Raw genomic sequence first — 26369 nt, 5'->3', positions numbered from 1 at the left:
TCATGAGCAAAGAACTCGATCTCGGAAGCTGGGTCAACGACGTCGTCCAGCACCTGCTGGAAAACTACAGCGGCGCCTTCGACAGCCTCGGAGGTGTCGTCAGCGGATTTTCCGAAGGTATCGAAGCGTTGCTGATGCTGCCGCCGGCCTGGCTGCTGATTGCCCTCTTCGTTGGCCTCGGGTTGTGGCGCATCGGCGCCCGGTTCGCCGCCTTTACCGCTGTGTCCTTCGTACTCATTGTGCTCACCGGCTTCTGGGAGCAGACCGTGGTGACCCTCGGCCTGACCTTCTCCGCGACGCTCATCAGCCTGCTGCTCGGCATCCCGCTGGGCATCTGGTCGGCACGCAGCGAACGCGTGGCGATGATCACCCGCCCGATCCTGGACTTCATGCAGACCATGCCGGCGTTCGTCTACCTGATTCCGGCGGCGATGCTGTTCGGCCTCGGCCGCGTGCCCGGCATCATCGCCACCGTGATCTTCGCCATGCCGCCGGCCGTGCGCCTGACCAACCTGGGCATCCGTCAGGTCAACAAGGAGATCGTCGAAGCTGGGCAATCGTTCGGCTGCAACGGCCGGCAGCTGCTGTTCAAGGTGCAGCTGCCGAATGCCATGCCGTCGATCATGGCCGGGGTGAACCAGACCATCATGATGGCGCTGTCGATGGTGATCATCGCCTCGATGGTGGGTGCCGGAGGCTTGGGCAATGACGTGCTGGCGAGCATTCAGCGACTGGACATCGGCCTCGGCTTCGAAAGCGGCATGGCGGTGGTTCTGCTGGCGATCATCCTGGACCGGATCACCGAAAGCTTTGGCACCGCCAAACGGGCCACGCAGAAAGCTACTTGGTACACATGGGTGACGACCAAGCTCAGACCGCAGGGCCAGTAATCGCAACGACCCCATTCGGAAAAAGGGAAATCAGAATGACCACGTTCAAGACGATAACGGGTATCGGCCTGCTCGCCTGCACACTGCTGCAAAGCGCTTGGGCACAGGAACCCGCAAGCTGCGAGAAGGTGCGTTTCGCCGAGATCGGCTGGGCCGACATTGCCGCGACCACAGGGGTTGCGATGGTCCTGACCGAAGGGCTGGGCTATGACCCGAGCAAAGTGATGGCGTCGGTACCGATCGCCTTTACCGGGGTGAAAAACAAGCAGATCGATGCATTTCTCGGCTATTGGTCTCCCTCCATGGATGCGGTCATCGAGCCGTTCACCAAGGACGGTGGCGTCAAGGTGCTCGAGTCGCCCAACCTGGTGGGCGCCAAATACACCCTGGCGGTGCCCACCTATGCAGCCGAGGCGGGTCTGAAAAGCTTCCAAGACATTGCCAAGTTCAAGGATCAGCTGGGCGGCCGGATCTACGCGATCGAGCCGGGCAACGACGGCAACCTGCTGATCGAGAAGATGATCAAGAACGATCAGTTCGGGCTCGGCGACTTCCGCATGGTCGAGTCCAGCGAAGCCGGCATGCTGGTCCAGGTGCAACGTGCCATTCGGAAGAAGGAGCCGGTGGTCTTCCTCGGCTGGGCGCCCCACCCGATGAACTCCCAGTACGACCTGACCTACCTCGCCGGTGGCGACGAGGTGTTCGGGCCTGACTTCGGTGCCGCCAAGGTGTTTACCGTGGTGCCGCAAGGCTATCTGGAGCGCTGCTCGAACGTCGGGAAGCTGCTGCAGAACCTGCAGTTCAGCGTGCCGATGGAAAGCGAGCTGATGCAGATGGCCCTTGAGCGTGACGATCCGCAGACCGTCGCCAAGCAATGGATCAAGGACAACCCGGACGCCCTCGACCAGTGGCTGGCCGGGGTGACCACTCGGGACGGTCAGGACGGCGTTGCGGCCGTGAAGAAATTCGTCGGTCTCTGAGGGATACCTAGTCAGCCAGGACGCTTCGGCAGACACGCCAGGCTCCTGACCGGCTGGCGCCAATCCAACCCCTTTCTCTATCGGTGCGCAGGTCGCGCATCGGAACCGCGCGTGGGGCCCCACTTTGCAAGTGAGGCGCCAGCAACAACCTTGAGCCCTGATATGGGCCCCGGTCGGCATCACTGCCACTTTTCCTGACATGGAGCTAACACGCATGAGTCTGATCAAGCATCTCCTTTGCGGCCTCGGCGCCGCCAGCATGGCGCTCGGCATGGCGGCCAGCATGGCGGCGGAAAAGCCCGAGCTGAAAATCGGCTACGTCAACGGTTGGGACGACAGCGTCGCCGCCACCCACGTGGCGGGCGAAATTCTGCAAAGCAAGCTGGGCTACACCGTCAAGCTGCAACCGGTCGAACCGGCCATCATGTGGCAGGGCGTGGCGCGCGGTGACCTCGACGCCACCCTCTCCGCCTGGCTGCCAGCCACCCACGGCGAATACTTCGAGAAACTGAAGGACAAGATCGTGGTGCTCGGCACCAACTACGAAGGCGCCAAGATCGGCCTGATCGTGCCGGCCTACGTGGAGGCGAAAAGCATCGAGGACCTCAACCAGTACAGCGAGGCATTCGACGGCAAGATCACCGGGATCGATGCCGGGGCCGGTGTCATGCGGCGGACCGAGGACGCGATCAAGCAGTACGACCTGGACCTGCGCCTGATGCCCAGCTCGGGCCCGGCCATGACCACCGCGCTGACCCGTGCGGAAAAGGCCAAGGAACCGATCGTCGTCACCGGCTGGATCCCACACTGGATGTTCGCCAAGTGGGATCTGCGCTTCCTGGAAGACCCGAAGAAGGTCTTCGGTGACGACGAGCACGTCGATACGGTCGCCAACCCGGGGCTTGCCAGCAAGGCTCCCGAAGCCGAAGCCTTCCTGAAGAAATTCAGCTGGGGCGCCGAGGAAGTTGGCGAAGTCATGCTGGCGATCCGCGACGGCGCCAAGCCTGAAGCTGCCGCCCGCGAGTGGGTGGAAAAGCATCCGGAGCGCGTCGCCGAGTGGCTCGAATAACCGCCCCGCTCTTCACCCATCACGAGCGCCGCCCTTGGCGGGCGGCGCTCGACACCCTACGGTCGTATACGGGCACGCAGTCAGATGGGGTATGGCGCTATCAATAACTCTCTTGCGGCATGCGCTACGCCATGGCGCGCGGGTTCGCGGGTGGCATCGGCCGCGCAGCTGTCCACCGCACTCGATGCGCGACACGAATATGCCGAATATCGACAATCACTCTTTTATTGATTGAGCGTTCAATAAAAAGACTCTAGTCTGTTTGCCAGTCTAAACCTGACCGGATTCTCAAAAAATGCCCAAGCTTGGTATGCAGCCTATAAGGCGCAAGCAGCTGATAACCGCGACGCTCGAGGCGGTGGACCAGGTCGGCATGAGCGACGCCAGCATCTCCATGATTGCGCGCCTGGCAGGGGTGTCGAACGGCATCATCGCGCACTACTTCCAGGACAAGAACGGCCTGCTCGAAGCGACCATGCGGCACCTGATGAAGGCGCTCAACCAGGCCGTTCGCACGCGCCGCGAGCAGCTTGCCGACGACAGTCCTCGCGCACATCTGAAAGCCATCATCGAAGGCAACTTCGACGACAGCCAGGTCAATGGCCCGGCGATGAAGACCTGGCTGGCGTTCTGGGCGTTCAGCATGCACCAGCCCTCCCTGCACCGCTTGCAGCGAATCAACGACCACCGCCTGTATTCGAATCTCTGCTGCGAGTTCCGCCGTGTCCTGCCCCAGGAAAAGGCACGCTCGGCCGCGCGCGGCATGGCAGCACTGATCGACGGTCTCTGGTTGCGCGGTGCGCTGGCCGGCGATGACTTCGACATCGAGCAGGCGCTGCAACTGGCCGACGACTACCTGGATCAGCTCCTGGCTAACCGCTGAGCTGCTCCCCACCTCTCCACACGCACCGCGCGAGGATGACCATGCCCCGTTTCGAGCAGCAGCAACTCTATATCGATGGCCGTTACGTCGACGCCACCAGGGGCGCGACCTTCGAGACGGTCAACCCGGCGACCGGCGAAGTACTCGCCGAATTGCAGCGAGCCTCGCGTGATGACGTCGACAAGGCGGTCGCCAGCGCTGCTGCCGGACAAAAGGTCTGGGCCGCCATGACCGCCATGCAGCGCTCACGCATCCTGCGCCGTGCGGTGGACATCCTGCGCGAACGCAACGACGAACTGGCCGAACTGGAAACCCTCGACACTGGCAAGCCACTGACCGAAACCCGCGCCGTGGACATCGTCACCGGCGCCGATGTACTGGAGTATTACGCGGGTCTGGTTCCGGCCATCGAAGGCGAGCAAATCCCATTGCGCGACACCAGTTTCGTTTATACCCGCCGCGAGCCGCTGGGTGTGGTGGCGGGCATCGGTGCCTGGAACTACCCGATCCAGATCGCGCTGTGGAAGTCCGCGCCGGCCCTGGCCGCCGGCAACGCCATGATCTTCAAGCCCAGCGAAATGACCTCCTTGACCACGTTGAAGCTGGCCGAGATATATACCGAGGCAGGCCTGCCGGACGGCGTGTTCAACGTTCTCACCGGCAGCGGCCGAGAAGTCGGCACCTGGCTCACCGAGCACCCGGGCATCGAGAAGATCTCCTTCACCGGCGGCACTCGCACCGGCAAGCAGGTCATGGCCAGCGCTTCCAGCTCCTCGCTCAAGGACGTGACCATGGAACTGGGCGGCAAGTCGCCGCTGATCATCTTCGAAGACGCCAATCTCAACCGTGCGGCAGACATCGCGGTCATGGCCAACTTCTTCAGCGCCGGCCAGGTGTGCACCAACGGCACCCGCGTGTTCATCCCGCGTTCGCTGCAGGCGCGGTTCGAAGCCAAGGTGCTCGAGCGGGTCAAGCGTATCCGCCTGGGTGATCCGCAGGATGAGCGAACCAACTTCGGCCCGCTGGTGGGCTACGCACACATGGACAGCGTGCTCGATTACATCGAGTCGGGCCGTGCCGAGGGTGCGCGCCTGCTTTGCGGCGGAACGCGGGTGACCGAAGGCGAATACGCCAAGGGCGCCTATGTCGCGCCGACCGTGTTCAGTGACTGCCGGGATGAGATGCGCATCGTGCGTGAGGAAATCTTCGGTCCGGTGATGAGCATCCTGATCTTTGACGACGAAGCGGAAGTGATCCGCCGTGCCAATGACACCGACTACGGCCTCGCCGCAGGAATCGTCACCCAGGATCTGGCACGTGCGCATCGGGTCATTCATCAGCTCGAAGCGGGCATCTGCTGGATCAACACCTGGGGCGAATCGCCTGCCGAAATGCCCGTAGGCGGCTACAAGCAATCCGGCGTAGGCCGCGAGAACGGCCTGACGACCCTGGCGCACTACACGCGCACCAAGTCGATACAGGTCGAACTGGGCGAATTCGTCTCGGCGTTCTGACCGGCAACGTAAGCAAGGGCCGTGCTCTCGTGCCTGCTGATGGCGCGAGACTGCCGGTCTCCATTCGGGAGAATGCGGCTGTGAAGGAATTTGACTACATCATCATCGGCGCCGGCTCGGCCGGTAACGTGCTGGCTACCCGGCTGACCGAAGACGCCGACGTCAGCGTGCTACTGCTCGAAGCCGGAGGCCCCGACTATCGGATGGACTTCCGTACCCAGATGCCCGCCGCGCTCGCCTTTCCGCTACAGGGCCGGCGCTATAACTGGGCCTACGAGACCGACTCCGAACCGCACATGAACAACCGCCGCATGGAATGTGGTCGCGGCAAGGGCCTGGGTGGCTCCTCGCTGATCAATGGCATGTGCTACATCCGTGGCAACGCCATGGACTACGACGGCTGGGCCAAGGCGCCCGGTCTGGAAGACTGGAGCTACCTCGACTGCCTGCCCTACTTCCGCAAGGCCGAGACCCGCGACATCGGCCCCAACGATTACCACGGCGGCGACGGTCCGGTGAGCGTGAGCACGCCCAAGCCCGGCAACAACCCCCTGTTCCGCGCCATGATCGAGGCCGGCGTGCAGGCCGGTTATCCGGAAACCGACGACCTCAACGGCTATCGCCAGGAAGGCTTCGGCCCGATGGACCGCACGGTCACCCCCAACGGCCGTCGCGCCAGCACCGCGCGCGGCTATCTGGACATGGCCCGTGGCCGGCCGAACCTGACCATCGTGACCCATGCGCTGACCGATCGCATCCTGTTTAGCGGCAAGCGGGCCATCGGCGCGGCCTACCTGCACGGCACCAGCGACACACCAGTGACCGTCCACGCCCGCCGCGAAGTGCTGCTCTGCAGCGGCGCCATCGCCTCGCCGCAGATCCTGCAACGCTCGGGCGTGGGCCCGGGCGCACTGCTGCGCGAACTCGGCATCCCGATCGTCCACGAGCTTCCGGGCGTAGGCGCCAACCTGCAGGACCACCTGGAGATGTACCTGCAGTACGCCTGCAAACAGCCGGTCTCGCTCTACCCCGCCCTGCAGATGCACAACCAGCCGCTGATCGGCGCCGAATGGCTGTTCCTCGGCAAAGGCATCGGCGCCAGCAATCAGTTCGAGGCCGGCGGCTTCATTCGCTCACGCGCCGAGTTCGAATGGCCGAACATCCAGTACCACTTCCTGCCGGTGGCGATTAACTACAACGGCAGCAATGCGGTAAAGGAGCACGGCTTCCAGGCCCACGTCGGCTCCATGCGCTCGCCCAGCCGCGGGCGCGTACATGCACGGTCAAGGGACCCGCGCCAGCACCCGAGCATTCTGTTCAATTACATGTCCTGCGAGCAGGACTGGCAGGAATTCCGCGACGGCATCCGCATCACCCGGGAAATCATGGCGCAATCGGCGCTGGACCCTTATCGCGGTCGCGAGCTGAGCCCCGGCGCGGATGTCCAGAGCGATGCCGAACTGGATGAGTTTGTCCGCCAGCACGCCGAAACCGCCTTCCATCCGTCCTGCTCCTGCAAGATGGGGGAGGACGACATGGCGGTGGTCGACGGTCAGGGCCGCGTACACGGCCTCAACGGGCTGCGGGTGATCGACGCTTCGATCATGCCGCTGATCACCACCGGCAACCTCAACGCACCCACCATCATGATGGCCGAGAAGCTCGCCGACCGGATCCGCGGCCGCACGCCGCTGCCCCGCAGCACCGCGTCCTACTACGTCGCCGCAAACGCCCCGGCGCGCAGCGTACCGCAGCCACAACCGGAGGCCGCACTCAGGGCGACAAGCGTCTAAGCGCCGGACTCGCCGCAGTGGATGTTGAGAGATTGCGTTCAACAACCACTGCGATGGCGGCTCGGGTATTGATGGGGAACGCTTAGCGGTGTTCGAAAGATGATGGGCGCGCACGGAGGAGGATACCGAGTGCCCCGCGAGTATTCAGGAATCAGGCAACGCTTAACCAGGCGTCCATAACGTAAGGTGGATGACGCTCTTTTTTCCACCTTTGCCTCCGCCCGGTGGATCGATGAAGCGTGATCCACCCTACAAAGCTGCTCGTGCCCGTTATGGATGAAACGCTTCGCGGTGTTTCTAGGCTGATGGAGGGGCACGGAGGAGAATGCCGAGTGCCCCGCGCATCCAGGGATCAGGCATCGTTGAACCAAGCGTTCATGACGTAGGGTGGATGACGCTCTTTTCATCCACCTCTGCCACCGCCCGGTGGATCGATGAAGCGTGATCCACCCTGCGAACCTGAAGGTTCCGGGACGGTTATATCAGACGCCGGGCTCCGTTTGCCCGCCTTACGCAGCACACCTCAGAGCGAGGCTTTCACCGCGGCCAGTCCGTCTTCACCCTCTCGGGTCGTGACGCCTTGCAGCCAGCCTTCGAGCACCTCGGGATGAGCCTTGACCCAGGCCTTCACCGCCGCGTCGTTGCTGGCGTTTCTGGCCAGCACCTCGTCCATGATGGCGTTCTCCATCTCCTGGGTGAATTTGAGGTTGCTCAGCAGTTTGCCGACATTCGGGCACTGTGCGGCATAGCCCTTGCGCACCAACGTATTGACCGTGCCGCTCTCGCCGAAATAGGCCTCGCCACCCTTGAGGTACTTGATGTCGTACTGCACGTTCATCGGGTGCGGCGTCCAGCCGAGAAAGACCACGCCCTTGTCGCGCTTCACCGCGCGGCCGACCTGCACCAGCATCGCCTGCTCGCTGGATTCAACCAGCCGCCAGTCGCCCAGCCCGAACTCGTCTTGCTCGATCATCTTCTGGATCGACAGATTCGCCGGCGCACCGGCAGCGATCCCGTAGATCGTCTTGTCGAACAGCTCGGCGTGCGTGTCCAGGTCCTCGAAACGTTTTACCCCCTCGCTCCACACCGAAGTCGGTACCGCCAGGGTGTATTCGGTACCGGTCAGGTTGACGCTGTGCTCGTCGATCTCACCGCTGGCCACGAACTTGTCGTAGTTGTCCTGCTGCGCCGGCATCCAGTTGCCCAGGAAGACATCGAGCTGATCCTTGGTCAGCCCGGCGAAGATGATCGGCACGCCGAGGGTCATGACCTTCGGCTTGTAACCGAGGCCCTCGAGCAGCAGGCTCGCGATGCCATTGGTGACGGCGATGTCACTCCAGCCCGGATCGCCCAGACGCACCGTGGCGCATTGTTTGTCTTCCTGAGCCTGAAGCCCCGTGGCGGCCAACATCACGCTGCCGGCAATGACTGCACTTATCGTTTTTCTCATGTCCTTCTGCCTTCTCTCTGCTCGAAAGGGTTCCGTATCGCGCGGCCTGAGGGCAGCGGCGCTGTATGTCAGGGTCTAGGGTAGCGAGCCTGACGCTCGAGATCGTCCAGATCGATGTGGTTACGCATGTATTGCTGGCTGGCATCGACCCAGGGCTGGTGATCCCAGCTGGTCAGTTTGCCCAGGCTCAGCGCTTCGCTGACCAGACGCCGCCGGCGCTGGCTGGCGAGCACCTGGTCATGGATGGCCGGGATATCCCAGCGCTGCCGCGCCTCGGCCAGGAAGGCGTCGGCAAGCACCTGGTGATCGGCGGAGTTCATCAGGTTCTCGCGCTCCTGCGCGTCGTTCACCAGATCGAACAACAGACAGGGATCCTGCTCCGAATAGATGAATTTGTAGGCGCCGCGCCGGATCATCATCAGCGGGCTGAGGGTGCCTTCGGCCATGTATTCGCCGAACACCTCGTCATGCCCCTCGTGGCCGGTCAGGTGCGGCAGCAGCGAGCGACCATCGAGCGGCAGGTTGGCCTCCAGCGTGCCGCCCGCCAGCTCAACCAGGGTCGGCAACAGGTCGGCGGTCGACACCGAGGCGCCGATCCGTGCCGGATCGATTCCCGGGGCACGGATGATCAGCGGCACGCGAGCGGCCATCTCGAACCAGTGCATCTTGTACCAGAGGCCCCGCTCGCCCAACTGGTCACCATGGTCACCGGAGAACACCACGATGGTGTCCTCGGCCAGGCCACACGCCTCGAGCGTTTTCAGCAGCTTGCCAACGTTGTCGTCGATGTAGCTGCAGGCGCCGAAGTAAGCGCGGCGGGCATCCTTGATCTTCTGTTCGGGCAGCGATTTGCCCCACAGATCAATGACCTTGAGCAGGCGCTGCGAGTGCGGGTCCTGCTCGTCCTGGGCGATGCTCTGGCGCGGCAGCGGGATGTCCTCTTCCCGGTAGCGGTTCCAGTACTCTTCGGGAATTGTGTAAGGATCGTGCGGGTGAGTCATCGAGACCGTCAGGCAGAACGGCTGGTGGCTATCGGAGCGCACGAAGTCGTAGAGGTACTGCTGCGCCTTGAACACCACCTCCTCATCGAAATCCATCTGATTGGTACGCACGCTGGGCCCGGCCTGCAGCACCGACGACATGTTGTGGTACCAGCTCAGGCGTACCTCTGGCTCGTCCCAGTTCACTGCCCAGCCATAGTCGGCAGGATAGATGTCGCTGGTCAGCCGCTCCTCATAGCCGTGCAGCTGATCGGGGCCGCAAAAATGCATCTTGCCGGACAGCGCTGTGCGATAACCGAGCCGCCGCAGGTAGTGCGCGTAGGTCGGCACGTCGGCCGGAAAATCGGCAGCATTGTCGTAAGCGCCGATCTTGCTGGGCAGTTGGCCACTGACCAAGGTGAAGCGCGACGGCGCGCAGAGCGGGCTGTTGCAATAGGCCGAATCGAACACCACGCCGCTGGCGGCCAGTTGCGAGAGATGCGGCAGTTTGATCGGCGACGCCGGGTCATGCATCGGCAGGATCGGAGCGGCCATCTGGTCGGCCATGATGAACAGAATGTTGGGGCGCTTCATAGTGCGAACGGTCCATGCCTTGTTTTTATGCGAAATTGCGTCATGCAGAGTCTGGACCCTATAACTCTGCGGTAAACCCGGCCACGCGCTATGACTAGGATAAGCAAAGCTTATGCGTAACCGTCTCGATCACATCGCCCTGGACACGCTGCGGGTATTCGAATCCGCTGCACGTCAACAGAGCTTTACCGCCGCCGCGTTGGAGCTGGGCAGCACACAGCCGGCTATCAGTCAGCAGATCAAGCGTCTGGAACAGCAGCTGGCGGTTCGCCTGTTCGACCGCGTCTATCGCGGCATCGTCCTCACCGAGGCCGGCGAGCTGCTGCTGAGCTATGTACAGCAGGGTCTGGGCACGCTGGACGCTGGCCTTGCCGCGGTCACCGCGCAGCAGCAGCATGAGGTGCTCCAGGTCGCGACCGATTTCGCCTTCGCCGCGTACTGGCTGATGCCGCGCCTGGAGCGTTTTCACCAGTTGCATCCGGAGGTGGACGTCAGCTTGGTGACCAGCGAGCGTGGGCTGGGCGTGCTGCCTTCGGAAACCGACGTAGCCATCGTCTTCGGCGACGGCCGCTCCAGGCATGGCGAGGCGCATCTGCTGTTTCACGAGGAGGTCTATCCCGTCTGCAGCCCGCTGCTGCTGAAAAATGAGACCACGCCTCTGGCGCCGACGGCGCTTTCGCGGCTGCCGCTGCTGCATTTGCGACCGGAAAGCCGCTCACGCTGGGTCGACTGGAACAACCTGTTTCGCGCGCTCGGGATCACCGAGAACCCAAGTTCGGGCATGTTGCGCTTCGACAATTACACCCTGTTGATCCAGGCGGCGATCGCTGGCCAGGGCGTCGCCATCGGCTGGCGTCATCTGGTCGATGAACTCCTGGCGCAGGGTCTGCTTTGCCGCGTCTGCAGCGAAAGCGTGCGAACCGAGTTCGGCTATTACGTCGTGCTGCCCGAGCGCAAACGGCGCCAGCGCCTGATCGGCAGCTTCGTGACCTGGCTACAGGCCGAACTGATCGAAGACGGACCCGAGCGTTGATCCCGCCGGCCTGTCACCAGTAATTCTCCACCGCCACCTGACCCGGCCGCCGGGTCAGGCTCAGGTTGAGGTCGCGTGTTTTCAGCAGAGTGCGGGTGTCCTCGATCATCTGCGGGTTACCACAGAGCATGATGCGCGAGTGCTCCGGCTCCAGCTTCAGATCGGCGGCCCGTTCCAGCTCGCCGCTCTCGATCAGCGTGGTGACGCGACCGTGCAGCGCGCCAGGCACCTGCTCGCGGGTCACCACCGGCAGGTAGGTCAGCTTCGAGCCGAGCCCTTCCAGATAGTCGCGCTGCGGCAGGTCGCGTATCAGCTGTTGATACGCCAGTTCCGATACCGTGCGCGCGCTGTAGACCAGAATGATCCGCTCGAACCGCTGCCAGACTTCGAAGTCCTGCAGGATCGAAAGAAACGGCGCGATGCCGGTACCGGTGCCCAGCAGCCACAGGTCGGGGCCGTCGATGAAGCGGTCGAGGGTCAAAAAGCCGAACGCCTGCTTGTCCACCAGTAACTCGTCGCCGGGTTCGAGGCGGCTCAGCTCGCTGGTGAATTCGCCGCCCGGCACCACGATGGAGAAGAAATCGAGAAACTCATCGTGCGGCGCGGAGACCATCGAATAGGCGCGCCAGACGATGCTGCCGCTCGGCTTGCGGACGCCCAGGCGCGCGAATTGCCCGGCGTTGAAGCGAAACCCCGGGTCGCGGGTGGTACGTAAGGTGAACAGATTGGGCGTCAGCGTCTGCACCTCGAGCAGACGCTGGCGGGTGAACTTCTCTTCGCTGGCGGTCATACTTCACTCCTTCCGAACTTGGGCGAACCACGTGCCCAGGCCGTGGAAAAACGTAGACGAGGCAGGCAAGACAAGGCAGAAACAGCCGAAGAAGCGGAGTTTAGTTTTTCTAAATGAGCATGACTCACTTCGTTCGCCCTCCGGGCCGCGCTGAAGCGCGTTAGTCGCAAGCGACTTTCTGGAGGCTGGTTCTAACGCAGTATTGCCAACGCAGTTAGTTTTTCCGCGGCCTGGGACCTTGATACTCCATTCCGACGCCTATAAACACCGCCAGTTCTTATGCCTATTCTCGAATCACCCTACGCCCGCCTCGACCTGGTCCGCCAGCCCGAACAGCCCAACGAACCCTTGCAGGCGTTCGATGCGGCTGACGAATACCTGTTGGCGCAGCTGCACGAGCAAGGCTTGGCTGCGACAACGCGGGTACTGATCCTCAACGACAGCTTCGGCGCCCTGGCCTGTGCGCTGGCGCAGCATGTACAGGTCACCAGCAGCGGCGATTCGCACCTGGCACACCTGGCGCTGGAAAAGAACCTGCAGCGCAACGCGCTGGCCGACGACGCCGTGACGTTCGTTCCAGCCAGTGAAGTGGCGCAGGGTCCGTTCGACCGCGTGTTGATCCGCGTACCGAAGACCCTTGCCTTGCTGGAGGAACAGCTGATCCGGCTGCACGGCCAGCTGGCGCCAGGTGCTCAGGTGATCGCCGCCGCGATGATCAAGCATCTGCCACGCGCGGCCGGCGACCTGCTGGAGAAATACATCGGCCCGGTGCAGGCCTCGCTGGCGGTCAAGAAAGCGCGTCTGCTCACCGCAACGCCCGAAGACAAGCCCGTACCCCACTCGCCCTACCCGACCCGCTATCGCCTTGATCAGCCAGCCCTCGAGCTGCTCAACCACGCCAACCTGTTCTGCCGCGAAGACCTCGATATCGGCACTCGGGCTTTTCTTCCGCATCTGCCCAAGGCGCTCGGCAACCTGCGCGCCGCAGATCTGGGCTGTGGCAATGGTGTGCTCGGCATCGTCTACGCGCTGGGCAATCCGCAAGCACAGATGACGCTGGTGGACGAGAGCTACATGGCGGTGCAGTCGGCGCGGGAAAACTGGCAGGCCATCCACGGCGATCGGCCCGCCGACATCCGCGCCGGCGATGGGTTGGCCGAGCAGCCGATGGATTCGCTGGATCTGGTGCTGTGCAATCCCCCTTTCCATCAGCAGCAGGTCGTCGGCGACTTTCTCGCCTGGCGGATGTTCACCCAGGCCAAAACGGCACTGTGCAAAGGCGGCGAGCTATGGATCGTCGGCAACCGCCACCTCGGTTATCACCTCAAGCTCAAGCGGCTGTTTGGCAAGGTCGAGCAGGTCGCGGCGACGCCGAAATTCGTGATCTTGCGGGCGATCAAACCATGAGCGACACGCCGGTTCGGATGAGCGTGCAGCAGTTTGCCGCTCGAACCGGCCTGTCCGCCCACACCCTGCGTTACTACGAAAAGATCGGCCTGCTGCGGCATGTCGCTCGGGATGCCCGCGGCTGTCGAGTGTACGGCCCGCGCGATCTGGAATGGGTCGGTTTCATCTTGCGTCTGAAAGAAACGAACATGGCGCTGGACGACATCATCCGCTACGCCGATCTGCGCGAGCTTGGCGATTCCACGCTTGAGGCGCGTCAGGCACTGCTCGTAGCCCACGCCGCGAAGCTGCAGGAACGTCTCCAGCGCGACCGTGAGCACCTTGATGCGCTGCAGAAAAAGATCGAGTTGTATCGCCAGCAAACAACCGCTTGACTTAGAGTCGACTCCAACCCGCAGGCTTTCCTCTCACCCAACCGAGAGGACTGATTCATGCCTGCATCGATCCGCTATACCGAAGGCCTGGCCAAACTCGAAGAAATCGACGGCGAAGCCGGCCGCAAGGTCATTGACAGCCTGCAAGCCATCGCCCCGGATCTGGCCCGTTACGTCATTGAATTCCCCTTCGGCGATATCTACCAACGCCCCGGCCTCGACCTGCCCCAGCGTGAGCTCGCCACGGTCGCAGCACTGACCACGCTCGGCCATTGCCAACCGCAGCTGGCCGTGCACATCCACGGCGCGCTGAACGTCGGCTGCACGCCGGAGCAGGTCGTTGAGGTGATCATCCAGATGGCGGTTTATGCCGGTTTCCCTGCAGCATTGAACGGCATGGCGACCGCCAAGGCGGTGTTTGCAGAGCGCGGGTTGTTGCCTGAATGAAGCCCGACGCCTGATTGCATGCGCATTGGTGAACCCAGTCCGCCACGGACACCAAAACTCGTCTACGGTGGGCTAAAGCCCACCCTACGGCGGAAAGTCGACGCGTATTCTTCTAAGTAGGGTGGGCTTCAGCCCACCAGCGCAACCTGTCTCGACTGCTGGCGGGCCAGGCAAAACCCCGTTCGTCTCCCCTGTGCGGCTTTCAACAGGCAGATTCCCTCAAAGCGCCACCGCGACTGAATGCTAATCTGCGCCACTGCCCACCTTGCGCCTCGACCTGATGTCCATACACGCCAAACTCCTGCTGCGCCACCAACGCCCCTTCATCAAGTTCTGGTTTGCTCGCGTGTTCACCGCCAGCGGCTTTCAGATGCTGGCCGTGGCCATTGGCTGGCACATGTACGAGCTGACCGGGAGCGTGCTGGATCTCGGGCTGGTCGGGCTGGCTGAGTTCTTTCCCCGTCTGCTGTTCATCCTCTGGACCGGACACGTCGCCGACCGCTTCGACCGCCGCCGTGTCGCGGCACTGTGTCAGGCCCTGCAAGGCCTGATTGCGTTGGCCTTGGTGCTCGGTGCCGGTGGGCTTGGCGTCACCCGCGAGATGATCTTCGTGCTGGCCTTTCTGTTGGGCAGCGCGCGCGCTTTTGAAGGGCCCGCCACCCAGGCACTGTTGCCCAGCCTGGTGCCCACCCAACTGTTTCCCGCTGCCGTGGCCGCCTCATCCTCGGCCATGCAAACGGCGACCATCGTCGCGCCGGCATTGGGCGGCCTGCTCTTCGCCATCGGTCCGCTGTGGGTCTATGTCCCGGTCGCGCTGCTGTTCGCCCTCGCCTGCAGCCTGATGCTGAGCCTGCCGAAACGCCCGGCACCGCCCAAACAAACCGGCCCGGCGATGGACAATCTGCTCGCGGGGATGCGTTTCATCCGTAGCCGACCGGACATCTTCGGCGCCATCTCGCTGGACATGTTCGCCGTGCTGCTGGGTGGCGCCACTGCGCTGTTGCCGGTGTTCGCCAAGGACATCCTGCTCACCGGCCCCTGGGGGCTCGGGCTGCTGCGCTCGGCACCCGCGGTGGGTGCGTTGCTGATGTCGTTCTGGCTGGCGCGTTACCCGATCAACAAGCGCGTCGGCCGAGTCATGTTCGCCGCTGTCGCGGTGTTCGGCCTGGCCACCATCGCCTTCGGCCTGTCGACCTCGTTCTGGCTCTCGATGGGCGTGCTCGCCGTTCTCGGCGCGGCGGACATGATCAGCATGGTGATCCGCGGGGCGTTCGTGCAGCTGGAAACGCCGGACGCGATGCGCGGCCGGGTGAGTGCAGTCAATGGGCTATTCATTGGCGCGTCCAACCAGCTCGGTGAATTCGAGTCAGGCCTGACGGCGCACTGGTTCGGCACGGTGCCGGCAGTAGTGCTCGGTGGCGTCGGCACGCTGATTATCACCGGTACCTGGATGAAGCTGTTCCCGACGCTGGCCAACCGCGACCAGCTACATCGGGATCTGGATTAGCGGTTTCGGTGGAAGACGCTTCGCGGTCTTCCACCCTACAGCCGTTGCCTGCCAACCGTAGGGTGGAAACGGCGCAGCCTTTTCCACGTGGCTGGCCGGTTACAACACCTTGTCCAAGGTAATCGGCAAGTCCCTCACCCGCTTGCCGGTGGCATGGTAGATGGCGTTGCCCACCGCCGCCGCCACGCCGACGATGCCGATTTCGCCGACGCCCTTGGAGCCCAGCGCGTTGACGATTTCGTCCTTCTCCTCGACGAAGAACACGTCGATGTCATTGATATCGGCATTGATCGGGACGTGGTACTCGGACAGGTTGTGGTTCATGTAACGACCGAGGTTGTGGTCGATCATGGTTTCCTCATGCAGCGCCTGGCCGATGCCCCAGACCACACCGCCGGCGATCTGGTTACCCGCGGTCTTCGGATTGACCACGCGCCCGGCCGCTACGGCACTGACCACGCGACTGACTTTCACCGTGCCCAGCGATTCGTCCACACGCACCTCAACGAAGATCGCCGAATGCGTAGAGATCGAGTATTCACTGCGTTTTTCGCCCGGCTTGGCACTGACTTCCGACTCGATCACGCCGTTGGCGGCGATGATCTCCGCCAACTCGACCCAATGTTCTGGCGAGGCCTTCAAGCGCATCTGACCGTCGACGAACTCGACATCCTCGAGCTTGGCCCCGGTGAAAGGCGATACCGGCGCCTGCTGCGCTGCGTCGAGCAATTTCGCCTGCAGCCCTTCACACGCCTGCTGCACGGCTGTGCCAACGGAAGACACCGTGAAGGAGCCACCCTCAAGCGGCGCCTGCGACAGGTTCGAATCACCCAGGCGAAACTCGACCTGCTCCATGGGCAGGCCCATCGCCGCGGCGGCAATCTGGGTCATGACGGTGTAGGTGCCAGTACCGATGTCGGAGGTGGCGCTGCTGACCACCAGCCGACCGTCGGGCTCCATGCACGCCTTGGCGGCGGCTGGCATCTGCATGGCCTCCCACACCCCGGTAGCCATGCCCCAGCCGATCAGCTGGTTGCCATCGCGCATGGAGCGCGGCGCCATGGAACGGCGTGACCAGCCGAAGCGCTCGGCGCCCTGCTCGTAGCACTGACGCAGCTCCTTGCTGGAATACGGCTTGTCTTCGTTGGCGTTGCGCTCGGAGTAGTTGGTCAGGCGCAACTGCAGCGGGTCGATGTTCGCTGCGTAGGCCAGTTCATCCATGGCGCTTTCCAGGGCGTAAACGCCAATGGTCGCGCCCGGCGCACGCATGTCCAGCGGCGTGTAGACGTCCAGTGGCACCAGTTGATAGTCGAGCCTGGCGTTCGGGCACTTGTAGAGCATCCCGGACCACTCGACCTCATGCTCGGTGAAATCCTCGAAGCTGGACGTCTGACCGATCGCCTGGTGGGTGATGGCCTGCAGTTCTCCGCTGGCGTTTGCGCCAATCGACAGCCGCTGCACAGTGCGCGGACGATAGCCAAAGGTGAACATCTGCTGGCGTTTGAGGGTGACACGCACCGAACGCTTTAGCTTGAGCGCCGCCATCACCGCCAGCGTCAGCTGGTACTGAGGACGCAAGCCGGAACCGAAGGCACCGCCAACAAACGGCGAGAGGATGCGGATCTTGCCCTCCATGTCGAACACGCCTTCCAGATAGCGCATGCAGTTCTGCACGCCCTGGGTCTTGTCGTAGATTTCCAGGTTGCCTTCGGGAAAGTAGTGAACGGTCGAGGCATGCGGCTCCATCGGATTGTGGTGCTCGACCGGCGTGGTGTACTGCACGTCCACCTTGAACTGCGCGCTGGCCAGGGCGCTGTCCACGTCACCGCGCGGCTCCGGCAGGTCAGCCGGTGCCTTGTGCATGGTTTCCAGTTCGCTGAGCAGGTCGGTGTGATGGGGCTCGCGCTCGTACTCGACGCGCACCAGGCTGCCGGCATAACGGGCCAGCTCGAGATTTTCCGCCACGACCAGCGCGATCGGCTGGCCGCTGTAGAGAATACGGTCGTTGAACAGCGGTCGGAACGGCGAGCCGTCGGCGGCATCGTCGTCCTCGTAAGGATCGTCGTAGCTCGCAATGGGCGGACGGTTCTGGTGGGTCAACACCAGCGCAACGCCCGGCACCGCTTCGGCCGCGCTGGCGTCGATGCTGATGATTCGACCACGCGCGATACTGCTGTTGACCACGCTGCCATAGAGCAGGCCGGGCACATCGAACTCACCGGCGTAATGCGCCTGACCCGTGACTTTCAGCGGGCCATCGACGCGGTTGAGCGGCTGCCCGAACGGGGAATTGGCTGGTTTCATTGGGCGGCTCCTTTGGCGGCGTCTGTCAGGGCGCGGACGATGGCGCGGTGGCCCAGTTCGATCTTGAAGGCGTTGTGTTCGAAACCGCTGGCACCCTCGAGCAGAATGTCGGCAGCGGCGCTGAACGCAGCCTCGTCAGCCGTCTTGCCAACCAGCGCCGCCTCCGCTTCCTTCTTGCGCCAAGGCTTGTGCGCCACGCCGCCCATGGCGATGCGGGCACTGCGAATGCTGTCGCCGTCCATCTCCAGTGCAGCAGCGACCGAAACCAGGGCAAACGCATAGGAGGCACGATCACGCAGCTTGAGGTAGCTGCTGTGCGCGGAGAAGTCCTGTGGCGGCAACTCGACCGCAGTGATGAGCTCGCCATCGACCAGGGTGTTGTCCTGCTCGGGCGCATGGCCCGGCAAGCGGTGGAAGTCGGCCATGGGAATGCGCCGTTCGCCGCGTTGCCCTTGCACATGCACCACCGCCTCCAGTGCCGCCATCGCCACGCACATGTCGGAGGGATGGACGGCGATGCAGGCGTCGCTGTGGCCGAGAATCGCGTGGATGCGATTGAGGCCCTCGCGCGCCGAGCAGCCGGTACCGGGCTCGCGCTTGTTGCACGGTGTGGTGGCATCGTAGAAGTAGTAGCAACGGGTGCGCTGCAGCAGATTGCCGCCGGTGGTGGCCATGTTGCGCAACTGCGGCGAGGCGCCCGCCAGGATGGCCTGTGACAAGAGCGGATAGCGTGCTTCCACCAGCGGATGCCAGGCCAGATCCGCATTGCTGACCAGCGCACCGATGCGCAGACCGCCCTCGGGCGTCTCCTCAATATCCGCCAGCGGCAGCTGGGTGATGTCGATCAGCTGCGACGGACGGGTGACGTTTTCCTTCATCAGATCGAGCAGGTTGGTGCCGCCGGCGATGTAACGGCTTTCCGGCCGGAACTGCCCGATGGCTTCTTCGACGCTGCTTGGGCGTGCGTAGCTGAAGGGATTCATGGCGTCACCTCCTTCGCACCGGCAAGCCGCTCGCGTGTCTCTTCGGTCGCATCCTCGATGGCTGCGACGATGTTCGGATAGGCGCCACAGCGGCAGACGTTGCCGCTCATCTGCTCACGCAGGTCATCGCGCGATTGCACCCGTCCTTCGGCCACCATGCCCACCGCCGAGCAGATCTGCCCGGGCGTGCAATAGCCGCACTGAAAGGCGTCGTGTTTGACGAAGGCGGCTTGCATCGGGTGCAGCTCCTCGCCCTCAGCCAGCCCTTCGATGGTGGTCAGCTGGGCGCCGTCGTGCATCACGGCCAGGGTCAGGCAGCTGTTGATGCGCTTGCCGTTGAGCAGCACGGTGCAGGCGCCGCACTGGCCGTGGTCACAGCCCTTCTTGGTGCCCGTCAGGTGCAGTTGTTCGCGCAGCAGATCAAGCAGTGTGGTCCAGGGATAGACCTCGACTTCGCGGCGCTGGCCGTTCAGTTGGAGGGTAATGGAACAGGCGGAAATCCCACCTGCAGCGGTAGATGTTTCGCTCATGGCAGCCTCACGGTTTGGGAGTCTTCGGCTGCCTGTTCTGTGCAGGATCGCCGAAAACTTCAGGCATTAGGTGCGCTGTCCGTGCGCTTAGGGGTACGACTGCCACGTCGGAAAAAACGTTCAGCTGATGGGCCGGAAGGAACCGGAAGGGGCCGACAGGTTTGTGCTGGGCCCTTCAACCGCAGCCCGCGAGGCACCGACCGCTGATCGGCACCGCGCCGGCCTCAGGCGTCTCGGCGATCCTCTGGTCGGTCGATGTCCTGCAGCACACCAACATCATCAACCTCGACTTCGGTGACTGGGCCCGCGCTGAACAAGGCTTGCGCGCCGCGATCGCCGTCGAGTGCCATTACCTGAGAGCGGTAGCAACTACCGATGCCTCGCGGATGACCAAGCTGCCCGACATGGCGCGGCACCACCAGCCGCTCCTGGCGGATTTCAGCGGCAATGCCACGGATGGTTTCGCGGCGGATATAAGGCATGTCCCCAAGCGCAACCAGCCAGCCCTGCTCGGCCGGATACTGCGCAATGGCCTGCGCCAGGCTGTGGCCCAGGCCGTTGCTGCGCACCGTAAAGACCTCGGCACCGAACGATCCGGCCCGCTGATCAAGCCACGCGCGCAGCGCAAGATTATCCTCGCGGGTGACCACCACCAGTCGCTCCGTGACCCCTGCCAGCGACTCGAGCGTCGAGGCCAGCACGCCGGGTGCAGCAGGCGCATCACGGCTGGGCGCGAGCAGCTTGTCTTGATCGACAAGCTCGCGGTAGCGGCTGCCCTGGCCGGCTGCCAGCACCAGCGTGCACAGCCCCATGATCGGCTCAGGCATAGACAGGCTCCTTTGCGGTGGTTCCGCCCCAGCCGCGGCCTCGACTACCTGGCTGCCCGAACTCTTGGCTGCATCTTTTGAACATCTCACCCTCGAAAACCGCAGTGCAGACACAGGCGCGTGATGCACCCGTTGGCTCTTTGGACAGGCGCCAGCCTCAGAGGTGGCAGAGCCCAACGTAGCAGAACCGACGGGTCACTCTAATCACATTCAACCGGCTGGAACGACGGTGTAAGATGCGCCGCTTTTGCGGGCATCGCCCGGATAAGCTTTGCTGTAACGAGCAAGTCGTCCAGAGAGACAACCCCAACGCATCATCGACCGGCAAGAAGAGGAATCAAAATGCTGGAGAAGCTGTTCCAACTCAAGGCGCACAACACCACGCTGCGCACCGAGATCCTCGCCGGTCTCACCACCTTCCTGACGATGGCCTACATCCTCTTCGTCAACCCGAGCATCCTCGCCGAAACCGGCATGGATCACGGCGCGGTATTCGTCGCCACCTGCCTGGCCGCGGCCATCGGCTCGGCGATCATGGGCCTGGTTGCCAACTACCCGATCGCCCTGGCGCCGGGCATGGGCCTGAACGCCTTCTTCACCTACACCGTGGTGTTGACCATGGGCTACACCTGGCAGACCGCGCTGGGTGCGGTGTTCCTGTCGGGCGCGATCTTCTTTCTGCTGTCGATCTTCAAGATCCGCGAGTGGATCATCCACAGCATTCCGCTGGCGCTGCGTTCGGGCATCGCAGCGGGTATCGGCCTGTTCCTGGCGATCATCGCGCTGAAAAACGCCGGCATCGTGGTCGACAATCCTGCCACGCTGGTCGGCCTGGGTGACCTGACTGCCGGCGGCCCGCTGCTGGCCTGCCTGGGCTTCTTCCTGATTGCCGCCCTGGCTTACCGCAAGGTCACCGGCGCGGTGATGATCGGCATCCTGGTGGTCACCGTGCTGTCGATCGTCCTCGGCCTCTCCGAGCTCAACGGCGTCATGTCGATGCCGCCTTCGCTGGTGCCGACCTTCATGCAACTGGACATCATGGGCGCGCTGGACATCGGCCTGATCAGCGTGATCTTTGCCTTCCTGTTCGTTGACCTGTTCGACACCTCCGGCACGCTCATTGGCGTGGCGCAAAAGGCCAATCTGCTGGACAAGGACGGTCGCATGCCTCGCCTGGGCCGCGCCCTCCTGGCTGACAGCACCGCGACCATGGCCGGCGCAGCCCTGGGCACATCAACCACCACCAGCTACATCGAATCCGCCGCCGGCATCAGCGCCGGTGGCCGCACCGGCCTGACCGCGTGCGTGGTCGCCCTGCTGTTCCTGCTCAGCCTGTTCTTCGCCCCGCTGGCCGGCGCCGTTCCGGCTTACGCCACCGCACCGGCACTGTTGTTTGTTGCTGTGTTGATGATGAGCAGCCTGGTCAACATCGACTGGGAAGACCTCACCGTCGCCGCACCGGTGGCCATTGCCGCCCTGGCCATGCCGCTGACCTTCTCCATCGCCAACGGCATCGCCTTCGGCTTTATCGCTTGGACCGCGATCAAGCTGCTGGCCGGCCGCTGGCGCGACCTGAGCCCGGCGATGTGGATCCTGTCGATCCTGTTCGTGATCAAGCTGGGCTGGTTCGCCGGCTGACAGCCGCGTCCTGCCGTTGGAGCGGAACCCCGTCCGGCCGCACCCTGCGTTCGGGACGACCTTAGGGTGGGCCGGGCGGCTTTCCGCCTCAGCCCACCAAAGCAGCCCCGAGCAGGACCCGAGCGGTCCTGACAACCCGAGCTGACGACCGTACAATCCGCGCCCTCCGGTTGCGTGGGTGGATGGCGTTTTTTTCATCCACCTTTCATGCGGAGACGGTGGATGGATGAAGCGCCAGCTGCGCGCCCCGATCCACCCTACGATTTACCTACTACTCCAAGGGTCCCCATGAGCGCTCCGCAGTTCGATCCCGCCACTTACGACGCCCAACTCGCCGAGAAAGCCGCGCGGCTGGTAGAACTGCTGACGCCCTTCGACGCACCCGCGCCGGACGTCTTCGACTCACCGCGTGAACACTATCGCCTGCGCACCGAGTTCCGCCTGTGGCGCGAAGACGGCCAGCGCCACTACGCGATGTTCGAGCAGGGCGACAAGCACACGCCGATCCTGATCGACAGCTTCCCTATCGCCAGTCGCCGCATCAATGAGCTGATGCCGCAGCTCAAGGCCGCCTGGCAAGCCAGCGAGACGCTGAGCTTCAAGCTGTTCCAGGTCGAATTTCTGACCACGCTGTCCGGCGACGCGCTGATCACCCTCGCCTATCACCGCCCGCTCAACGACGCCTGGCAGACCGAAGCTGAACAGCTCGCGGAGAAGCTTGGCGTGAGTATCGTCGGTCGCTCCAAAGGCAAGCGCATCGTCATTGGCCGCGACTACGTCACCGAGCAGCTGACCGTTGCGGGGCGGACCTTCAGCTACCGCCAACCCGAAGGCGCTTTCACCCAGCCCAACGGCGAGGTGTGCCAGAAGATGCTGAACTGGGCCTACGACGTCCTTGGCGAGCGAAACGACGACCTACTCGAACTCTATTGCGGTAACGGTAACTTCACCCTTCCGCTGGCAACCCGGGTGCCCAAGGTGCTCGCGACCGAGATCAGCAAGTCCTCGGTGAACGCGGCGCTGGCCAACCTCGATGACAATGGCATCGACAACGTCAGCCTGGTTCGCCTGTCGGCCGAGGAACTGACCCAGGCACTGAACGAAGTGCGCCCGTTCCGCCGCCTGGCGGGGATCGACCTGAAGAGCTACACCTTCGGCAGCGTGTTCGTCGATCCGCCCCGCGCCGGCATGGACCCGGACACCTGCGAACTGACCCGCCGCTTCGAGCGCATCCTCTACATTTCCTGCAACCCGGAAACCCTCGCGGCGAACATCGCCCAGCTGCACGACACCCACCGCATCGAGCGCTGCGCCCTGTTCGACCAGTTTCCCTACACGCACCACATGGAGTCGGGTGTGTTGTTGGTTCGCAAATGACCACCGGGTAAACGCCGACACTCGTCGGCGTTCTACTTCTGTCACCATCCGGCCGTTACGGAGATGCATAGGTGCTGATGCTCGAGCCGATCGGCAGCCCCGGCCCGACGCGCGAAAAAGGCCTGCGCATCGTCTATGACATCGAGACCCGGCTCGTGGACAGCCTGGCAGCCACACGAGCTGCCGATGACGGAGCGTTGACCCCGCCTCGCCACACCGCGCCGCAGGGTGGCGAGCGACCAGCGATTTCCGCGCCGCCAGGCCGCGGCATGGTCTTGGCCTTTGCGGCCGGCCAAGTGGACAAGGCTGAGGCGTAACCCGCCTTAGGACTCGCAGATCCGCTCGTCAGTACTCAACCTGCAGTTCGGCGCTCCTCGGTTCGGCCTGGCAAGCCAGCGCCCAACCCTGATGTACTTCCTGCTCGCTCAACACCTGATTGCTGCGCATCCTTACGCTGCCTTCCACCACCCGGCATTTGCATACGGCGCAGACGCCCGAGCGGCAGGCATTCGGTGGTTGCAGGCCAGCCTGTTCCATCGCCTCCAGCAGCACCTCACCGCGCCGTACATCCAGCTCATAATGACGGCCGTCGAGCGCCACCTTCAGGCGACTCCGCCGTGCGCCCGGCGCGGCGGCCGACACAGCAGTACCAAAACGCTCCAGATGGATGCGAGCGGCCTCCACGCCCAGTTCACTCAGCGCGGCGCTGGCGGCGTTCATGAACGGTTGCGGCCCGCAGACAAAGGCGTCGGCGGCAGCCCAACCGGCAATCATCGCGGCAATGGCCGGGCCGCTAGGCACGCCCTGTTCTGCATCCAGCCAGATGCAAAGCTGTAGGCGCTCGGGATATCGCGCGGACCATTCAGCCAGCTCCTCGGCAAAGATCAGCGAAGCGGCATCGCGGCTGGCGCAGAACAGGCACACCCGCCCGCTACCCTCGACCAGCGCCGCCTGCAGGATCGCCATCAGCGGCGTGATACCGCTGCCTGCACCGAGCAGCAGCAGATCGTCATCCAGGTTGCGCGGCACAAACAGGCCGGCCGGCGGCAGCGCCTCGATACAGTCGCCCGCCTGCAGGGTATCCAGCAGCCAGTTCGATGCGCGCCCGCCAGGCACGCGCTTGACGGTGATGCGCAGCGCGCCATCACCCTGCGGCCGCTGCGACAGCGAATAGCAGCGCAGCAGCGGCATCTCGCCACAGGGCACCTTCAGCGTGAGGAACTGCCCCGGCTGCGCGGCAAAGCGTGCGCGCTGGGCGGCCGGGACCTGCAGGATGAATGAGCAGCTGTCGGCGGTTTCGGCCTGGCGTGAGGCGATGCGCAGCCGGGTGAACTCCCCTGAGACGGGAGCTGGTGCGGGTGCAGTCAACGTCGTGCTCGGGCTCCGAGCCGGTCCTGCCGAGGACGGGCCGCGCAGCATCGGCCACACCATCTTGCGGCGAAACAGCAGCACGTAACCGACATGCAGGCCGATCAGCCACAGTCCCAGGTTGGCGAATAATTCGTGCATTTCGTCGGGTTCATCCAGCCAGACGATGAAGTCGATGTCGCTGGCGGCGCCGAACACCTCCGCGCCGACGCCGGGCAATGCGCCAAGCACGTCGCCGTTATCGACCATCCCCAACCCAATCAGGCTGGCCAACGCAAAGCTCGCCAGCGCGCCGACCGTCAGCCACTTGCCGATTGCCGACAGGCCGGGCTTACGGCGCTGCCCCTTCGGCGGCAGCAGCTTTGGAAAACCGCGCAGGCGCAGCGGCACAATCAATAGGCGCCACATCAGCAATGCCACCAGGCCATAGCCCAGCCAGATATGCAGCAGCTCTGCGTCGTCGCCGCTCAGATAGACGCCAAGAAAGAAACCGGCCAGTAACCAGTGAAACAAGCGAAAGCGGTTGAAGGCAGCCACGGCGGCAATCCTCGGTATAGGGAATGCCTCCCTTGTATGCCCCGCAGCTGAAGCCAAGCTGAATGCCATCACCTGGCTAGATTCAGCTTGGCGTAAGGCGGGGCGCCTAGGCTGCGCTCATCCATCCTGGAGGACCGCACCATGAAAGCCCACCTCATCGCGCTCGCCTGCTGCCTGAGCCTGCCAGCGCTAGCTGGTTCCGAACATCCTCTGCTGGCCGGCTACGCCGCGCAAGCCCGTCAGCAGGATTCGAACTTCAACGGCTTTTCCACCGAGCGCGGCAAGGCGCTGTACTTCGCCGAGGAGCAGCGCAACGGCAAGACCATGAGCTGCACCACCTGCCACACTGCCGACCCACGCCAGCCGGGCAAGACGCCCGCTCACCGCAAGGTCGAGCCGCTGGCGCCAGCGACCAATCCCGAGCGTTTCACCAACCTTAAGAAGGTCGAGAAGTGGTTCCGCCGCAACTGCGACGACGTCTTCGCCCGCGAATGCACGGCGCAGGAAAAAGGCGACTTCATCAGCTGGATCGACAGCATCCAATAGGAGCGCGCCATGAAGATCGCATCCATGGTTGCCGTCGCCGGGCTGACCTCGGCTCTGGCGTTGGCCGGCCTCAGCTTCGCCGATGACGACGACCACGACCGCAAGCGCTACAAGCGACCCAAGCGCCTGGCGATACCGAGCGACGCGCCGCTGGTGTGGAAGGAGGAATGCGCCGCCTGCCACATGCTCTACGCACCGGGCCTGCTGCCGGCCGAGGCCTGGCGCCAGCAGATGCAGACCCTCGATGAGCACTACGGCAGCAATGCCACGCTCGATGCCGAACAGGCGCGCGAAATCCTCGACTTCCTGCTGCGCGCCTCGGCGGCCAACCGCTTGCCGGTCGAGCCCTCGCCGACTGCCGGCGAACCGCCGCGCATCAGCCAGACGCGCTGGTTCGACCAGAAGCATGACGAGGTCAGCGAAGCCAAGTTTCGCCGCGAGTCAGTCGGCGGTCGCGCCAACTGCGTGGCCTGCCACCGCGACGCCGAGCGCGGCGACTTCGATGACGACAAGGTGAAGATCCCGCGTTGAGCGCCACCCCCTTTTCC

The 26369-nt window shown here is 63.7% G+C and carries 24 protein-coding genes; 16 read left to right on the top strand and 8 right to left on the bottom strand.

Annotated features, from left to right (window positions below; genetic code table 11):
• Positions 1-2: 2 nt before the first annotated feature.
• From ACSSNI_RS14105 to betA, 6 genes are all read left to right on the top strand, one after another.
• Positions 3-890 carry an ABC transporter permease gene (locus ACSSNI_RS14105; RefSeq protein WP_178114603.1) on the top strand — a complete coding sequence of 296 codons (888 nt, stop codon included), beginning with the start codon at positions 3-5 and terminating at the stop codon, positions 888-890.
• Positions 891-925: 35 nt separating this feature from the next.
• Complete coding sequence (locus ACSSNI_RS14100) at positions 926-1870, top strand: choline ABC transporter substrate-binding protein (RefSeq protein WP_200638287.1); 945 nt, start codon at positions 926-928, stop codon at positions 1868-1870.
• A 214-nt stretch (positions 1871-2084) separates the two neighbouring features.
• Positions 2085-2939, top strand: coding sequence for a glycine betaine ABC transporter substrate-binding protein (locus tag ACSSNI_RS14095; protein WP_200638286.1), 855 nt, complete (start codon positions 2085-2087; stop codon positions 2937-2939).
• 295 nt (positions 2940-3234) lie between these two features.
• On the top strand, positions 3235-3822 hold the full coding sequence (gene betI, locus ACSSNI_RS14090) for a transcriptional regulator BetI (protein WP_200638285.1): 588 nt from the start codon (positions 3235-3237) through the stop codon (positions 3820-3822).
• Between the two features lie 41 nt (positions 3823-3863).
• Positions 3864-5336: a betaine-aldehyde dehydrogenase gene (gene betB, locus ACSSNI_RS14085; RefSeq protein ID WP_200638284.1), complete on the top strand. Its 1473-nt coding sequence runs from the start codon at positions 3864-3866 to the stop codon at positions 5334-5336.
• An 80-nt stretch (positions 5337-5416) separates the two neighbouring features.
• The gene (betA, locus tag ACSSNI_RS14080; protein ID WP_200638282.1) at positions 5417-7129 is read left to right on the top strand and encodes a choline dehydrogenase; all 1713 of its coding nucleotides are present in this window, start codon (positions 5417-5419) and stop codon (positions 7127-7129) included.
• Between the two features lie 523 nt (positions 7130-7652).
• Here betA and choX read toward each other — a convergent pair.
• Together choX and betC are read right to left on the bottom strand one after the other, a co-directional pair.
• Entirely contained in the window at positions 7653-8540 is an 888-nt protein-coding gene (choX, locus tag ACSSNI_RS14075; RefSeq protein ID WP_234484584.1) for a choline ABC transporter substrate-binding protein, read from the bottom strand.
• Between the two features lie 107 nt (positions 8541-8647).
• Positions 8648-10153 carry a choline-sulfatase gene (betC, locus tag ACSSNI_RS14070; RefSeq protein WP_200638278.1) on the bottom strand — a complete coding sequence of 502 codons (1506 nt, stop codon included), beginning with the start codon at positions 10151-10153 and terminating at the stop codon, positions 8648-8650.
• 112 nt (positions 10154-10265) lie between these two features.
• On the opposite strand from betC, the gene ACSSNI_RS14065 reads away from it, so the two are divergent.
• Entirely contained in the window at positions 10266-11186 is a 921-nt protein-coding gene (locus ACSSNI_RS14065; RefSeq protein ID WP_200638276.1) for a choline sulfate utilization transcriptional regulator, read from the top strand.
• A gap of 13 nt (positions 11187-11199) precedes the next feature.
• Here the strand turns inward: ACSSNI_RS14065 and ACSSNI_RS14060 are convergent, their stop codons facing one another.
• Positions 11200-11976 (bottom strand): ferredoxin--NADP reductase, encoded by a 777-nt coding sequence (locus ACSSNI_RS14060; protein WP_200638274.1) that lies wholly within the window; start codon positions 11974-11976, stop codon positions 11200-11202.
• A gap of 279 nt (positions 11977-12255) precedes the next feature.
• Here ACSSNI_RS14060 and ACSSNI_RS14055 point away from each other — a divergent pair, with 279 nt between their 5' ends.
• The 4 genes from ACSSNI_RS14055 (at position 12256) to ACSSNI_RS14040 (ending at position 15711) form a co-directional block, all read left to right on the top strand.
• Positions 12256-13383 carry a methyltransferase gene (locus ACSSNI_RS14055; RefSeq protein ID WP_200638272.1) on the top strand — a complete coding sequence of 376 codons (1128 nt, stop codon included), beginning with the start codon at positions 12256-12258 and terminating at the stop codon, positions 13381-13383.
• Positions 13380-13757, top strand: a complete 378-nt coding sequence (locus tag ACSSNI_RS14050) for a MerR family transcriptional regulator (protein WP_200638270.1) — start codon at positions 13380-13382, stop codon at positions 13755-13757. The genes ACSSNI_RS14055 and ACSSNI_RS14050 overlap by 4 nt, the downstream gene beginning before the upstream one ends.
• Positions 13758-13814: 57 nt before the next feature.
• On the top strand, positions 13815-14204 hold the full coding sequence (locus ACSSNI_RS14045) for a carboxymuconolactone decarboxylase family protein (protein WP_200638268.1): 390 nt from the start codon (positions 13815-13817) through the stop codon (positions 14202-14204).
• A gap of 280 nt (positions 14205-14484) precedes the next feature.
• A complete protein-coding gene (locus ACSSNI_RS14040) occupies positions 14485-15711 on the top strand; it encodes an MFS transporter (protein ID WP_200638266.1) in 1227 nt (408 codons plus the stop codon).
• 99 nt (positions 15712-15810) lie between these two features.
• On the opposite strand, the gene ACSSNI_RS14035 is transcribed toward ACSSNI_RS14040, so the two are convergent.
• The 4 genes from ACSSNI_RS14035 to ACSSNI_RS14020 form a co-directional block, all read right to left on the bottom strand.
• Positions 15811-18015, bottom strand: coding sequence for a xanthine dehydrogenase family protein molybdopterin-binding subunit (locus ACSSNI_RS14035; RefSeq protein WP_200638264.1), 2205 nt, complete (start codon positions 18013-18015; stop codon positions 15811-15813).
• The gene (locus tag ACSSNI_RS14030; protein WP_200638262.1) at positions 18012-18998 is read right to left on the bottom strand and encodes an FAD binding domain-containing protein; all 987 of its coding nucleotides are present in this window, start codon (positions 18996-18998) and stop codon (positions 18012-18014) included. The genes ACSSNI_RS14035 and ACSSNI_RS14030 overlap by 4 nt, the downstream gene beginning before the upstream one ends.
• The gene (locus ACSSNI_RS14025; protein WP_148926922.1) at positions 18995-19528 is read right to left on the bottom strand and encodes a (2Fe-2S)-binding protein; all 534 of its coding nucleotides are present in this window, start codon (positions 19526-19528) and stop codon (positions 18995-18997) included. The genes ACSSNI_RS14030 and ACSSNI_RS14025 overlap by 4 nt, the downstream gene beginning before the upstream one ends.
• 224 nt (positions 19529-19752) lie before the next feature.
• Positions 19753-20355: a nucleotidyltransferase family protein gene (locus ACSSNI_RS14020; RefSeq protein ID WP_200638260.1), complete on the bottom strand. Its 603-nt coding sequence runs from the start codon at positions 20353-20355 to the stop codon at positions 19753-19755.
• Between the two features lie 342 nt (positions 20356-20697).
• Here ACSSNI_RS14020 and ACSSNI_RS14015 point away from each other — a divergent pair, with 342 nt between their 5' ends.
• The 3 genes from ACSSNI_RS14015 (at position 20698) to ACSSNI_RS14005 (ending at position 23687) form a co-directional block, all read left to right on the top strand.
• Complete coding sequence (locus ACSSNI_RS14015; protein WP_200638259.1) at positions 20698-21993, top strand: NCS2 family permease; 1296 nt, start codon at positions 20698-20700, stop codon at positions 21991-21993.
• Between the two features lie 288 nt (positions 21994-22281).
• Positions 22282-23370: a tRNA (uridine(54)-C5)-methyltransferase TrmA gene (gene trmA / locus ACSSNI_RS14010; RefSeq protein ID WP_200638258.1), complete on the top strand. Its 1089-nt coding sequence runs from the start codon at positions 22282-22284 to the stop codon at positions 23368-23370.
• Positions 23371-23441: 71 nt separating this feature from the next.
• Positions 23442-23687: a hypothetical protein gene (locus tag ACSSNI_RS14005; protein ID WP_102838076.1), complete on the top strand. Its 246-nt coding sequence runs from the start codon at positions 23442-23444 to the stop codon at positions 23685-23687.
• A gap of 28 nt (positions 23688-23715) precedes the next feature.
• Here ACSSNI_RS14005 and ACSSNI_RS14000 read toward each other — a convergent pair whose 3' ends face one another.
• Positions 23716-25275 carry a 2Fe-2S iron-sulfur cluster-binding protein gene (locus ACSSNI_RS14000; protein WP_200638257.1) on the bottom strand — a complete coding sequence of 520 codons (1560 nt, stop codon included), beginning with the start codon at positions 25273-25275 and terminating at the stop codon, positions 23716-23718.
• 141 nt (positions 25276-25416) lie between these two features.
• Between ACSSNI_RS14000 and ACSSNI_RS13995 the strand changes: the two genes are divergently transcribed.
• A complete protein-coding gene (locus ACSSNI_RS13995; RefSeq protein ID WP_200638256.1) occupies positions 25417-25821 on the top strand; it encodes a DUF1924 domain-containing protein in 405 nt (134 codons plus the stop codon).
• Between the two features lie 9 nt (positions 25822-25830).
• Positions 25831-26352 carry a diheme cytochrome c gene (locus ACSSNI_RS13990; RefSeq protein WP_200638255.1) on the top strand — a complete coding sequence of 174 codons (522 nt, stop codon included), beginning with the start codon at positions 25831-25833 and terminating at the stop codon, positions 26350-26352.
• Positions 26353-26369 lie beyond the last annotated feature (17 nt).

It is taken from the genome of Stutzerimonas tianxiuensis (assembly GCF_053470365.1).
The sequence above is the reverse complement of the archived record's forward strand: the minus strand, read 5'-3'. Positions and strand labels throughout refer to the sequence as shown.